Raw genomic sequence first — 13,210 nt, forward strand, 5'->3', positions numbered from 1 at the left:
TTAATTTTTTAAATCTTATTTTTAAACATTCAAAACTTTATCTAAAAAGTCCTGCAAACGTTGATTTTGTGGATGCTCAAAAATTTGTTGGGGTTCGCCTTGTTCCTGAATCTTACCCGAATCCACAAAGACTACCCGATCGGCAACTTCTTTGGCAAAACCCATTTCGTGCGTCACCACAATCATGGTCATTCCTCTTTTGGCTAAATCTTTCATAACTGCCAAAACGTCCCCAACCATTTCCGGATCTAGTGCTGAGGTTGGTTCATCAAATAACATGACATTCGGATCCATCGCCAAAGCGCGGGCAATCGCCACTCGCTGTTGTTGCCCACCTGACAAAGACTGCACAGTCGCATCAAATTTATCGGACAAACCGACCGTTTCTAACAATTGTTGGGCACTCTTTTGCGCTTGTTCTTTGGTTTGCTTTTTTAATTCGACTGGCGCCAACATAATGTTCTGGCCCACAGTTAAGTTATGAAACAAGTTAAAATGCTGAAAAACCATCCCAATATTTTCCCGCACTTGATTCATATTCGTCTTGGGATCAGCAATATTAATACCATCAACTAAAACACTACCTGAAGTTGGTTCTTCTAACTTATTGAGTGTCCGTAAAAGCGTACTCTTACCAGAACCAGAAGGACCAATGATGACCACAACTTCATTATCTTGAACTGTTAAGTCAATTCCTTTTAACACTTCATTAGTGCCGTAGGTTTTAACTAAATTTTTCACTTCGACTTTGGTACTCATCCTTGTGTCCTCCTTTGCACCCAATTAGATAACCAAGTTAATAGAGTAATTACAACGACGTAAATAATCGCAATAATGGTCCAAACTTTAAAGCCTTCTAAGTTTCTAGCAATAATAATTTTTCCGGTTTGGGTTAATTCCAAAATTCCAATAATAGATAAAATGGACGTATCTTTTAACGTAATAATAAACTGATTAATAAATGACGGAATCATAATCTTAATTCCTTGCGGCAAAATAACTTTACGCATTGCTTTACCAAATGGCAAACCTAAACTACGAGCCGCTTCCATCTGTCCCACATCAACTGCTTCAATTCCGCCTTTAACAAAAGCGGCAATATACGCGCCTTCGTTTAAGGTTAACGTAATCGTTCCAGCTAAAAAGGCGGGAATTTTTTGGCCAGTTAAGCTAGGAATTCCAGTATAGATAAATAATGCCAAGACTAATAGCGGCATGCCCCGGAACAGATAAATCACTGTACTAGAAATCCAATGACAGAATTTCATTGGCACAACACCTAATAAACCGATAATGACGCCAAAGATTGTTGCAAAAATAATGGCAACTACGGTTAACCACATGGTTTCAACAAAACCGGACCACAGCGCACCTTTATTTTGTTTCAACAAACCGATAAAGCTCCGATCTTCATGATCAGCTCCTGCTTTAGCAACGCCTTTATCTGCCTTACCACCAAGATATTTAGCTTTAATATCATCATAGGTACCACTAGCCTTAATATTGGTTAGGCCTTGATTGAAAGCTTTCAGTAATTCTTGATTTTGGCCTTTTTTAACAGCAAAACCATACGGTGCTTTTAATGCCGGCTTGGTAACAATTTTCAGATTAGTGCCTTTTTTAATCGCATATTGCATGACTGGCTGATCTTCAAAACAAGCCGCCGAATTACCAGTTAACACATCTTGGTACATGTTATTGGAATCATCAAACGTGACTGTCTTAAAACCATATTTGTGTTTAATACTATTAGCGTATTGCGCACCAGCCGTCCCCGTCTTAACTGCTACTTTTTTACCACGTAACTGGCTCAAACTAGTTACTCGACCCTTATCCGAAGTAGCCATGACGACCCCAGAATGATAATACGGATCGGAAAAATCTAATTTGGCTTGACGTTCTGGTGTAATTGACATGCCGGCCATGACCCCGTCAATTTGGCCAGATTCAACAGCTTGCACAGCAGCATTAAAGCCAAGCGGTTTGATCTTTACCTTAAAGCCTTGATCCTTAGCAATCTTCTTGACAACATCAATATCAATACCGACGTATTGGTTATTTTTATTGGCAAATTCAAACGGTGGAAAAGTCACATCAGTCCCAATGGTAAAAGTCTGACCTTTAACTGCGGAGTGCGTCTTACCGCCCAAATACTTGGCCACAATTTTGTCATAGGTTCCATTAGCCTTAATCTTTTTAAAGCCGGCATTAAACTGCCGGAGCAATTCCTGATGCGTACCTTTTTTCACACCGAAACCGTACCAACCACCTTGCGCTGGTTTGGTAACAATTTTTAATTTCATACCTTGATTAATCGCATATTGCATCACTGGTTGATCTTCAAAACAGGCCACCGAATTGCCCGTTACAACGTCTTGGTACATGTTGTTAGAATCATCAAACGTGACTGTTTTAAAGCCGTAACGCTTCTTCAGCTTCGTAGCATATTGAGCAGCCGCTGTTCCTGTTTTAATCGCTACTCGTTTGCCTTTTAACTGTTTAAAATCTTTGATGGAGCTATCTTTACCAACAGCCATGACAACCCCAGTTTTAAAATAGGGGGTTCCAAAATCAAACTTGGCCTGTCGTTCCGGAGTAATTGTCATTCCGGCCATGACACCATCCAACTGTCCTGCTTGTGCGGACTGCACAGCAGAATTAAAACCAACTTGTTTGGTATTGACTTTAAAGCCCTCTTCTTTAGCGACGGCATTAATAATATCAATGTCAATGCCGATATATTTATTTTGATCGTTTGCAAATTCAAACGGCGGATAAGTAACGTCGGTTCCAATTTGGTAGGTCTTAGCCTGGACATGATGACTAGTAAGACTAAAGCATGTCCAGAAGCTAAATATCAACACTAACCAACTACTTAGTGTTTTTAAATGACTTTTCATCAATATCACTCCATTTATTAAATAAATTTAAACCCTCCATTAATTCCTAAAGACTCAGTGGTAACTACTTCAACATCTCCTTTGCTAAATTATTCTAAATTAAAGTTTAATGATACACCATTAACGCTTCTTCAGCATAATAAATATTAAGTCATAATTTTACTCTAAAATAATTAAGTTGTCATTTATTTACCCGCAAATCCGCTCAAGAATAGGCAAACGCGCCGAGCTAGTCTAGACCAATTAACCCCATTCTTGAAAAAATTGCACTTTTGAGTTTAACTCGCCCGTCGCCAATCAGAATCCATCAAGACTCGCGCTAAGATTAAACCTAGTGGTAAAAAGATGACAATCATCATCGCATTCAATAGCCATTGAGAACCCTGTGAAATCGCACCGACGCCTAAATAATACATTGCTCGATACATATATAAACCGGGAACCATAATTACAATAGCAGGTACGGTTAAACTAATCCGCGGATAATGAAACTTTTTATGGATAATTGATGCTAATAAACCGGCCACTAAGGCCCCAACAAAAGCGGCCGCAGCGGGCGGCAATGTGGTTAAATCAACTAATTCTAAGCGTAAAGTATTGGCAATGGCGCCATTAAAAGCGGCCAGAGTCGCCATTTTTTTGGAACTGTTAAACATCACAGAAAAACCAAACACTCCACAAAAACTGGCCGGAAACCGAAGCACTGCTAACAACCACGGATTCAACCCTAAGGGCACAAAATTATCGGGCCGTAAGTCACTGGCTAAGGCGACCATCCAGCCGACTAAGGTCGCGACCATGATAATCGTGACAGCATGGACAAAGCGTTCAATGCCCGAGCGCATATCCAATTTAGCAATATCTAAACCACTGGTAATAAACGGAAATCCCGGAATAGCGAATAACATCGAACCAATGTAACCCGCTTCATGTGCCACATTGATATGCAAACTAAATTCTAAGGTTCTGGAAATGACTAAATAAGTTAAACAAGCCACCGCTACCCCTGCTGCTAGACCTGCAAAGAGTGTTAAATGCTTACTATTCATTAACGACCGGACATAATTACCTAAACCAGCCCCGACAAAAGTACAAAACATTTCGACTGGACCACCGCCCAACAAAAAGACGAAGGCACTACAAGCTACTGCCGCGGCTAGCCCCAATATCAAAGGAGAATAATTTTTGGGTCGCTGTTGAATTTTATCCAGTAAATGATGAATTTTGCCAACACTTAAAAAAGCGCCTTCTTCTTCAAAAAGCGCTACAAAATTTTCCATGGCTGCTAATTTAGTCGTATCTACCCCACTGCTAGCTAACGATAAAGCTTCTGTCACACTGCGGTACTCATCTTGCCCATCAAAACAACTGTACGAAATCGAAACCAAACCGATATCCGCTGAACACGTCACTTTTAAAATCCGCGCAATCGTATTCATTGAGTCGCGCACGCGCCACGCTCCCGTACCGGAAGCTAACATAATCATGCCCACTCGTCCAATAATCGTAGCTTTTTCCATCAAGGAAGCATTGACTGCAGTTTGCTTTAAATGCTGGGCCACAACTCGGGACCAGGGAATATCCATATGATTTTTCGCAGCTAAATGAAAATGGGGTTGTAATTTTTTATCATTAGGCACTAAATTCGCCAACCTTTTTTGTACAATTTAAAATTTAATCAACTGCTTTTCATTATAGCATACCTGTTTTCAGTAAAATGCTTCTACCAGTCGGACGACTTTTAAGCAGCAAGATTGATCAACAACTAAGCTTTTAATTTAAGCTAATTCTACAATCCAATTATGTTGCTGATCAGTTTCGTTTAACAATTCTGGATGCTCTACCAAAGCTTGATTAAACTGAACAACTCGGCCAGCGCAGGGCGTATGCAACTCCGTCACTGCTTTATCACTTTCCACTGATAGTAAGAAATCGCCGACGTTTAATTCGCTAACTTGCGGCAAATCAACAAACCCGACACTTCCCACTTCCTCTTGTCCTTTAGGCGCCAAACCAACGCGTGTATGCCCATTAGTTAGCTTTTGCTGCCAAAAATAATCCGCTTCTTCATTATCCATTTGCTTGCCTCCATCATCTTTATTAAACATATTTTAATTATACTGCTCTTTTTAAACTACGCATCCCAAACTTCATGCGCCACGTCTTGAAGCAGCTGAATTTTAGCCCATTGTTGTTGTTCGGTTAAAATATTTCCTTCCTCAGTTGAAGCAAAACCACATTGAGGACTCAAAGCCAAGTTTTCTAATGGATGATACTGACTAGCCACCTGCAGCCGTTGAATTAATTGGGCTTTGTCTTCTAATTGCCCCGACTTGCTCGTCACTAAGCCCAAAACCACGCGCTTATCCGCTGGAATAGCTTGAATTACTTCTAAGCTGCCAGCTCGCTTTGTATCATATTCCAAATAAAAACTTTGAACCTGCTCTTTTTTAAATAAAACATCTGCCACGCTCTCATAACCCCCGGACACAAACCAAGTGGAATGATAATTACCACGACAAATATGCGTATTAATAGTTAACTCTGACGGAGCACAAGCAATCACTGCATTATTCAAATCGACAAATTGTTGCTTAATTTGGGCAATACGAGCTGGAGTTTGCGTTTGATGCAGCGTCCAGTCAATGATCTGCCCCCAAGAACAATCATCAAACTGAACTAACTGACAACCTGCTGCCGCTAAATCTGTTAAAACCTGTTGATAAGCAGTTGTAATAGCTTGCAATAATTTATCCTCATGAGGATAAAACTGCTGCACACTATCCTGATTTTCTGGTCGACTTAACTCCGCTAATAATTGACTCGGTGCTGGAATGGTTTGCTTAACTAATAAATTATCCGGCGTGTGCGCCTGCGTAAATTTAAAGTGCTCCACAAACGGATGTTGTTCTCCACTAATCGGACCGCTCAGATTAACGGTCTCATTTCGAGTTTGTTCACCATGAAATTGATAACCCGTTTGCGCTTGAGCCTTTTGTAAACCATTTAATCCCCAGAAAAAGTCTAAGTGCCACCAACTGCGGCGAAACTCGCCATCTGTCACAACTTTTAAGCCCGAATTCGCCTCTTGCTTTAATAAGTCAATAATCGCTTGATTCTCAACTTGTTTTAAATCCCGGGCACTTATTTTGTGTTCAGTAAAAGCTTGGCGCGCCTGTTTTAAATTTGCTGGGCGCAAAAAACTACCGACGATATCATAATGTAATGCTGCTAATGGATTAACCTGTTGTTTCATAATTATTCTCCTTAAATTACTGCGAAATCGGCCTTGGCGAAAATCAAAAAAAAGCGTCCTACATGAATTCATGCAGGACGCACTTAGCGTGTTACCACCTTTTTTTAGCAATATCTCACAATACTACTCTTAATCAGTACCTTTCATACTGAAACAAGTTATCAGTTGTTAACCGCAAGTTAAACTTGAGATTGCTCCGAGACCATCTTCAATATCCGTTTTAAATCACTTTTCAGCCACCGTGACTCTCTAAATTAGCGTGATATTTACTCATCTTTTCTCAGCAATTTTTAATTATTGCAACTTTAAAACAGCAACAACTTTTTGTTAACCTTTTTCTTAAAAAGCAGAAACCAAATTTCTTAGTAATGAAACTTAACACAACAACTATTGTGAAGTACTATTTTTTAATTCATTTGCCAAAAATTTTGTGCCAAAGCTTGATAAAATTGGCAGCCTAACAAATAATTTTGGACACTGACCCATTCATTAGCTTGGTGATCACTCACTCCTTCACCCGGACCACAAATGACAATCGGAAATTTACCAACTTGAATATATTCTGAAGCTTCAGTTGCACCTTGACCGGCAATGATTTCGCCTGGCAAATGCAGTTGCTTTTGTAAAACAGACTGGGCTATGGTCACTAATTTACTTTGCGATTGATCCGGTAACGGTAACTCCGGATAACGATACTCAATGGTTAAATCTGCCCCTTGAGCATTTAATTGTTGAATTTGCTCATTTAAAAATTGATAAATTTGTTCATGAGTGTAAGCCGGCGTTGTCCGAATATTTCCCGTTAAACTTGCTTGTGCGGGGACGGAGTTAATCTGTTCACCACCCTGGATTTGACTCAGAACATGCGTCATTTTACCTAAAATAGGATCTGCTAGCTCAGCTTGTGCAAAATAGGCTTGAACTTTTTGAGCAAAGTCTATTAATGGCCAAATCGCATTTTTGCCTGCTGCTGGTGTTGAAGCATGAGCCGCCTTTCCCCGTGAAGTGACACAGTAATCAATGACGCCTTTATGCGTAACTTCCAGCTGTAAATTGGATGGCTCACCAATAACTAGTCCGGATAAATCATCGACTAAACCCAACTTGACTAATTGAGCTGCACCATATTCGCCCGTCTCTTCACCAACTGTGGCTAATAGTCGGACTCGTCCTGCCAACGGCTGTTTGGTCGCTAATAAATCAAGCATGGCCACAATCATTGCTGCTAAGCCGGATTTCATATCACTCGCACCGCGGCCATAAACTTTACCATTACGAACAGTTCCTGCAAAAGGCGGCGTTTGCCAAGCATGAGCATCAGCTGCAACGACATCTTCATGACCACTAAAACCCAAAATCGGTCCGGTTTGTCCAATTGTAACTAATAAGTTATCGCGTCCCGGAGCAAAATTAACGCGTTGAATTGCTACTTGATCGGCATACGGCTGAAACAGCTGTGCAATATAGTCGGCGACCTGGCTTTCGTTTTGATCAACGGTCTCGATTGCAATTAAATCAGTTAAAATTTTTAACGCTTGTTGTTGTTCCATAAAATAACCCCTAAGACTCTAAAATCTTATCTAAAAAGTCCTGTGCCCGCTGAGTTTGAGGATGTTGAAAGAATTGTGCTGGTGTAGCAGACTCTTGAATGCCACCATCGGCCATAAACCAAACCTGATCAGCAACGTTACGGGCAAACCCCATTTCGTGCGTAACGACAATCATCGTCATTCCTTTTTGAGCCAGATCCTGCATTACTTTCAAAACTTCGCCCACCATTTCGGGATCTAAGGCCGACGTAGGTTCATCAAAAAGTAGCACTTGCGGATCCATCATTAAGGCCCGCGCAATGGCCACTCTTTGTTGTTGGCCCCCTGATAAATTAGCCGGATAGGCCGTTTGTTTATCACTCAAACCTACTTGTTCTAACAGTTCTTGTGCTTTAGCAGTCGCTGCCGTTTCTGAAATTTGCTTAACTTTCAGCGGTGCTAAGGTCAAGTTATCCAAAACTGTCATGTGAGGGAACAAATTGAATTGCTGAAAAACCATCCCCATTTGCTGACGCAACTGATCCAGCTGTTTATCCGCTAACTGTGTTAAGTCTTGATTTTTGAAAAGAACCGCCCCCGAAGTTGGTTGATCCAATAAATTTAAACATCTTAAAAAGGTACTTTTCCCGGCTCCTGAAGGTCCAATTAAACAAATTACTTGACCTTCGTGTACTTGTGAATCAATATTTTTGAGCACTGTATTGGTGCCAAATGCTTTTGTTAATTGTTTCGTTGCTAACAAAACTGGCTGTTGTTTAGTCGTTTCCATGGCCCATTTTCCTTTCAAAATATTTCATTAAACGCGACAAACTGAACGTAATGATAAAGTACAAAATCATAGTGATGACTAAAGGCATTACGCCACGATACGTATCCGCCTGCACTAAACGCGATTGATAAATTAAATCTTTAACTCCAATTACAGACACAATCGAACTTTCCTTAATCAAAGAAATAAATTCATTACCTAAAGCGGGCCAAATGTTTTTCATTGCTTGTGGAAAGACGACATACCGCATGGTTAAAACCCGTGACATTCCTAACGAACGGGCAGCTTCTCTTTGCCCAACATTAACCGAATTAATACCGGAACGAATCACTTCAGCCACATAAGCTGCCGAATTTAGCGAGACCGCAATAATTCCCGATAATAAAGCGGGAATATTAACAACCACACCTAAACCAAAATAAATAAACAGTAATTGCACCATTAACGGTGTGCCCCGCACAAATTCAATATAAGCTCCTGCTAACTTTTGCGCCCAAGAACTCTGACTTAACCGCATTAAACCTAAGATGATTCCTAATAAGAACCCAAAGAAGACCGAAATTGCGGAAATCATTAAGGTATAACCGACACCAGCAACAAAGAAATCTTTATAAGCCCACATAGAGTTAGCTTTTTGCTTGGCTTTCTTAGATTTATTATTGGTCATATATTTACCAACTTTGGGTAAATAGACTTTATTAATTAAATTATCCTTGTGAATCGTATCAATGGATTTATTGGCTGCTTGCACTAAAGAATTGGCCCCTTTAGGAAAAGCAATTGCAGAACCCGCTGACGAAATCTTAAAACCCGAAGGAATCCGAACCAAACCATTAGTATTTTTGACAAAGGCTTTAGCGGTTGCCGTATCAACTGCCACTGCGTCAATCTTATGTGTCTGCAACGCCAAAACTAAATCATTGTCTTTATCCATACCTTTGAGTTTCGAAGCTTTAGCCTGTTGTTTAATCAATGAATACTGAATAGAACCTGTTTGTGCGCCAATAGTTTTGCCTGAAAATGATCGGTAATTATGATACCTATGTACATCAGCTTGCCGAATTAATAAATCTTGCCCTGTTTGATAATAATCCTTGCTAAAAGCCACACTCTTCGCCCGTTGTGGCGTGTTATTCATACCTGAAATGACCATATCAACCTTGCCGGTCTCTAAAGCCACCAACAACGAATCAAAATCCATCCGCTCAATAACTAATTTCACACCCAAGTCCGACGCAATTTTTTGACCGACTTCGACATCCATTCCGACAACTGTTGATTTGCCATGAATATTTTTAACGAATTCATATGGTGGAAAATCAGGACTAGTTCCCATCACTAGCTCTTTTTTAGCTTGCACTTTTTGCAAATAGTCATCTTGCACTTGACCATTTGTTCCCGCGGCTTGCGCTTGTGTGGTCGCCGTCAATCCTCCCCAAATGACCGTCAAAATTACAATTAATACTTGTAACCAAGACTTATGCTTGTTCATAAATAATACCTCCTTTATTTAATAACTCACATTATAAAATAATAAGCAAAAATTGCAAGATTTTAATTAAAATTAAAATCAAAAAAATAACTTTGAAACTATTGTTCCAAAGTTATCATTAGACCGCAGTAACAATCAATCACCTATTACCTTTTTTAAACGTAATTAATTGATGAGAAAAGTCTCAATTACCTTGGCTCACCAACGTAGTGAAGATTATTACTATTCGGTTGATTAATTTCCAATCTTTATAATTTAACATTATGTCAAAGTAACTCTTTAATTAGCAATTTTAACGAATTGGCCGCGCAATCGTTAACGTATAATTACCTTGTAATAAACTCAAAAATGACGTAGCAAAGCCATCTTCATTAACACCCTTAGCAGTAGTGCGACCACCCATCTGAATCACTGGTGTCATGTTACTACCAGGTGTCACATTCTGCCACGGTCCTTCTAAGATCGCAGTATGTCCATTTTGTCCAAAGCCATCATTGGTATTAACAATAACAATATCCCCTGCTTGAGCTTGACTAGGATCAATCGCTTGTAAATATTGGTGAGCACCCTTAGCATCGTTTTCCATGGTTTGTGTGTACCAACCCATATTAGCCGGAACACGATAACCGGCTTTGGCTAAAGCTAGCCAAACAAAACCAGAACAATCAGTAACACCATCAGGATTAGGATTGGCCACAGATCCGATGTTACCAATACCATGAGTCGCACCATAATTAAAGTAACCCAGCATACTCTTAGCCGTTGTCACTACATCACCATTATTAACTGGCGTAGCAGTGGTGGCAGGAATATTGGTCACACTGGCAGCATTAGTAACTGGCGTTGGACTGACTGGTGTTGTCACGCCGGTATCCAAATTCTTAGTCACCACGTTAGTAGGCGTGACGTTTAAAGAACTATCTTGAGCGCGTAACCACTCGTTAGGTGCAACCTGATACATCAAAACATTTTGTAAGTTTTGACTTCCACCTTGAAAATAAGCAACTTTACCAACGCGCCATTGCGTATTGGCCGGTAGTTGTCGATTAGGGATTACTTGCCCTTGGTTATTATATAAATTAACCGTACTCGTTTGCGCATTAGTTGTGGCAATCTTGGCATTGTAAGTATCAGCTTTAGTCGGTGAAGTTTGAGTCGTTACCGCCGCTACACCAGCCGCCATCAAAGTACCAGCTGCTAAAACTTTATTCAATTGTTTCACCATAAATCATCCCTTATCTCCACTCAATTCCTGTTGTAATTTACTAATACTAATTTACAACGAATTGTGCCAAATGTGAAGCAAAATGTTTAAGAATTTCTTAAGATACTACAAAGCAATTTGTCAATTTCCATCAGTGTTGCAATAGTCGCAATTATTTAAAAAATAAAATACGCGTAATTAAAAAATTACACGCACTTTGTTTAAGATTAAGTAAGTGGTACTCCTAAATGTTAACGTTCATCGACAACTGGTACGCGACTAGCAATCATCCCCGCATGCGTCCCGGTCAACTGTAAAACACCACCGGCGGTAGCTTTTAATTGCATTTGTTCGTCTAAAAAGTCCTGTGAATAAGATTTGATTAAAAAGTCGCCGACCGAGGTTGTTAACGTCTGTTGAAAATCATGATGATCAGCACTCTTTTGAATCACAGTCAAGTTAAAGTTCACATTTAAGGTACAACTAGCTTGCGTATGCGAATAATCACTTACCCCGTCATCAAAGTTTAATAGTATCAAAGCATTTGGATCATCCAGATATGGTTGCAATTTAGTTTGTGCAGCTGAATCAACTTGTAAAAACATTCTACTTAACTCCCTTTCCTTTGAGCCTCATTGATTATGATAGTTAAAAAGCGGGAAATTGCCAAGCAATTAGAATTATAATCTGTTACGCAGAGTTACTTTTGCCAGCTAGCAAAAGCTTTAACTTTACGATATTGTTGCACTTGCCAATCTGCGATTTTGTATGGTGAGTTAGGATTTTTGAGTAACTGCACTGGTAAAACAATAATTGCAACCATTGCCACAATCAATACTCCAACGCCTAACAACCAGTCTAATGGCACCACCAAGTTATTTTCTACAATATAAATGAAATAGCCCACACTGACTGGCATTAACAAACAAATCGCGGTAGCCATGCCCGGATTGTACCACGTCTTTAACGCTTTATTCATCATCAAAGCATGCCCGGGCAATTGGATCAAATTAAAGAACATAATCCCTAGTCCTAACCAAATCCAGTGGGGAAAAATTATCCCTAACAAGTAAAACAACCACGAAATGACATTAACTAACATGGAGGATAAAGTATTTCCCGAGAAATTACGATAATTCTGCGGTTCATGATAAATTCCTAAATTAATCACTAAGGCGGCACCACCAGGCAAAATGTATTCTTCAGATTGGTGCGCTAATAAAGCCATCAGACTCATCAACATAAAAACTTGTAGAGTGTTTAATTGACGGCCACCCCAAAAGCCCATATAAAACGCTAATCCCACAAACATTATTGCAGCTAAGTGCTGCCAGTGTCGACATAAAAATTTCATTGCTATTACTCCTTGTTCATTTTCTTCATATAATACTGCGCACGGTTCACTTCTTCAGTAGTAAAAGAATATTGTTTCAGTGATCCTAATTTTTTATAGATTGGCGAACGAAAAGCGACCCAATAATTAAAGGCAATCCAAATCACAGCCATTACTAAATCGAGCCATGAATATTGCCCCTGTGGGATCGCACGCCATAAATAATTAACCGAAATGGGTAATAGTCCCAATAGCGCAGTTAATAAGCCCGGATTATACCAAACTTTCATGGCCCAATTGAAATAAAACAAGTGCATCGCAATTTCTGCAAAAGCAAAAATTACTGCTGCCAAGGCTAAAAAGTGAACTTGTGGTACAAATAATGGCAAGAGGTACACGACCACAGCGAACCATTCATTGCCAAAAAATGATGAAGCTTGATTTAAATCCCACTGACGAGAATTATCATCAGTTAAATGCAATTCAATTTTCATCCCGATCCAGGGAAAACCACCGGGAAAACCCATTTCTTCATAAAAATGTAGATGTAAAACTACTAAAGAAGCCAATAACGTTTGTTGCAGCAACGTCCAGTTGCCACAAACCAAAATGACAGTCAACAAACCTGCCACATAAACTGCCCATTGGTACCAATGTTGAACTAATCGCTTCATTTCTGATGCCTCACTCGTTATTGTTTAGCTAG

12 protein-coding genes and 1 pseudogene are annotated in these 13,210 nt (G+C 39.8%); all 13 read right to left on the reverse strand.

Going from position 1 to position 13,210, the window contains the following annotated elements:
* Positions 1 to 21: 21 nt before the first annotated feature.
* The 13 genes and pseudogenes from AC3B6Y_RS02755 to AC3B6Y_RS02815 all read right to left on the reverse strand — a co-directional run bounded on the left by AC3B6Y_RS02755 (position 22) and on the right by AC3B6Y_RS02815 (position 13,178).
* The gene (locus AC3B6Y_RS02755; RefSeq protein ID WP_489758143.1) at positions 22 to 759 is read right to left on the reverse strand and encodes an amino acid ABC transporter ATP-binding protein; all 738 of its coding nucleotides are present in this window, start codon (positions 757 to 759) and stop codon (positions 22 to 24) included.
* Positions 756 to 2,165: an amino acid ABC transporter substrate-binding protein/permease gene (locus AC3B6Y_RS02760; protein WP_489791495.1), complete on the reverse strand. Its 1,410-nt coding sequence runs from the start codon at positions 2,163 to 2,165 to the stop codon at positions 756 to 758. Before AC3B6Y_RS02760 ends, AC3B6Y_RS02755 begins: the two co-directional genes overlap by 4 nt.
* Positions 2,157 to 2,900: pseudogene (locus AC3B6Y_RS02765) on the reverse strand (transporter substrate-binding domain-containing protein); the annotation flags it as partial. The gene AC3B6Y_RS02760 and the pseudogene AC3B6Y_RS02765, both read right to left, overlap by 9 nt.
* Positions 2,901 to 3,178: 278 nt before the next feature.
* Positions 3,179 to 4,540, reverse strand: a complete 1,362-nt coding sequence (locus AC3B6Y_RS02770) for a threonine/serine exporter family protein (RefSeq protein ID WP_489758142.1) — start codon at positions 4,538 to 4,540, stop codon at positions 3,179 to 3,181.
* A gap of 138 nt (positions 4,541 to 4,678) precedes the next feature.
* Complete coding sequence (locus AC3B6Y_RS02775; protein WP_489758141.1) at positions 4,679 to 4,978, reverse strand: glycine cleavage system H family protein; 300 nt, start codon at positions 4,976 to 4,978, stop codon at positions 4,679 to 4,681.
* Positions 4,979 to 5,034: 56 nt separating this feature from the next.
* Positions 5,035 to 6,156, reverse strand: coding sequence for a 5-methyltetrahydropteroyltriglutamate--homocysteine S-methyltransferase (locus tag AC3B6Y_RS02780; protein ID WP_489791296.1), 1,122 nt, complete (start codon positions 6,154 to 6,156; stop codon positions 5,035 to 5,037).
* 407 nt (positions 6,157 to 6,563) lie between these two features.
* Positions 6,564 to 7,706 (reverse strand): ArgE/DapE family deacylase, encoded by a 1,143-nt coding sequence (locus AC3B6Y_RS02785; protein ID WP_489791297.1) that lies wholly within the window; start codon positions 7,704 to 7,706, stop codon positions 6,564 to 6,566.
* A 10-nt stretch (positions 7,707 to 7,716) separates the two neighbouring features.
* The gene (locus tag AC3B6Y_RS02790) at positions 7,717 to 8,475 is read right to left on the reverse strand and encodes an amino acid ABC transporter ATP-binding protein (RefSeq protein ID WP_489790202.1); all 759 of its coding nucleotides are present in this window, start codon (positions 8,473 to 8,475) and stop codon (positions 7,717 to 7,719) included.
* Positions 8,462 to 9,967, reverse strand: coding sequence for an ABC transporter substrate-binding protein/permease (locus AC3B6Y_RS02795; protein ID WP_489758137.1), 1,506 nt, complete (start codon positions 9,965 to 9,967; stop codon positions 8,462 to 8,464). The genes AC3B6Y_RS02790 and AC3B6Y_RS02795 overlap by 14 nt, the downstream gene beginning before the upstream one ends.
* A gap of 292 nt (positions 9,968 to 10,259) precedes the next feature.
* Entirely contained in the window at positions 10,260 to 11,192 is a 933-nt protein-coding gene (locus AC3B6Y_RS02800) for an NlpC/P60 family protein (RefSeq protein ID WP_489791298.1), read from the reverse strand.
* 230 nt (positions 11,193 to 11,422) lie between these two features.
* The gene (locus tag AC3B6Y_RS02805; protein ID WP_489791299.1) at positions 11,423 to 11,776 is read right to left on the reverse strand and encodes an iron-sulfur cluster biosynthesis family protein; all 354 of its coding nucleotides are present in this window, start codon (positions 11,774 to 11,776) and stop codon (positions 11,423 to 11,425) included.
* 95 nt (positions 11,777 to 11,871) lie between these two features.
* Complete coding sequence (locus tag AC3B6Y_RS02810; RefSeq protein WP_489791300.1) at positions 11,872 to 12,525, reverse strand: HXXEE domain-containing protein; 654 nt, start codon at positions 12,523 to 12,525, stop codon at positions 11,872 to 11,874.
* 5 nt (positions 12,526 to 12,530) lie between these two features.
* Positions 12,531 to 13,178, reverse strand: coding sequence for an HXXEE domain-containing protein (locus AC3B6Y_RS02815; protein WP_489791301.1), 648 nt, complete (start codon positions 13,176 to 13,178; stop codon positions 12,531 to 12,533).
* Positions 13,179 to 13,210 lie beyond the last annotated feature (32 nt).

The sequence above is a fragment of the Bombilactobacillus sp. ESL1092 genome (assembly GCF_058107465.1).

Excerpts from the sequence above, each read along its gene's own strand:
- AC3B6Y_RS02805 (WP_489791299.1), bottom strand. The coding sequence starts at position 11,776 with ATGTTTTTACAAGTTGATTCAGCTGCACAAACTAAATTGCAACCATAT.
- AC3B6Y_RS02775 (WP_489758141.1), bottom strand. The coding sequence starts at position 4,978 with ATGGATAATGAAGAAGCGGATTATTTTTGGCAGCAAAAGCTAACTAAT.
- AC3B6Y_RS02795 (WP_489758137.1), bottom strand. The coding sequence starts at position 9,967 with ATGAACAAGCATAAGTCTTGGTTACAAGTATTAATTGTAATTTTGACG.
- AC3B6Y_RS02800 (WP_489791298.1), bottom strand. The coding sequence starts at position 11,192 with ATGGTGAAACAATTGAATAAAGTTTTAGCAGCTGGTACTTTGATGGCG.
- AC3B6Y_RS02815 (WP_489791301.1), bottom strand. The coding sequence starts at position 13,178 with ATGAAGCGATTAGTTCAACATTGGTACCAATGGGCAGTTTATGTGGCA.
- AC3B6Y_RS02785 (WP_489791297.1), bottom strand. The coding sequence starts at position 7,706 with ATGGAACAACAACAAGCGTTAAAAATTTTAACTGATTTAATTGCAATC.
- AC3B6Y_RS02755 (WP_489758143.1), bottom strand. The coding sequence starts at position 759 with ATGAGTACCAAAGTCGAAGTGAAAAATTTAGTTAAAACCTACGGCACT.
- AC3B6Y_RS02810 (WP_489791300.1), bottom strand. The coding sequence starts at position 12,525 with ATGAAATTTTTATGTCGACACTGGCAGCACTTAGCTGCAATAATGTTT.
- AC3B6Y_RS02790 (WP_489790202.1), bottom strand. The coding sequence starts at position 8,475 with ATGGAAACGACTAAACAACAGCCAGTTTTGTTAGCAACGAAACAATTA.
- AC3B6Y_RS02780 (WP_489791296.1), bottom strand. The coding sequence starts at position 6,156 with ATGAAACAACAGGTTAATCCATTAGCAGCATTACATTATGATATCGTC.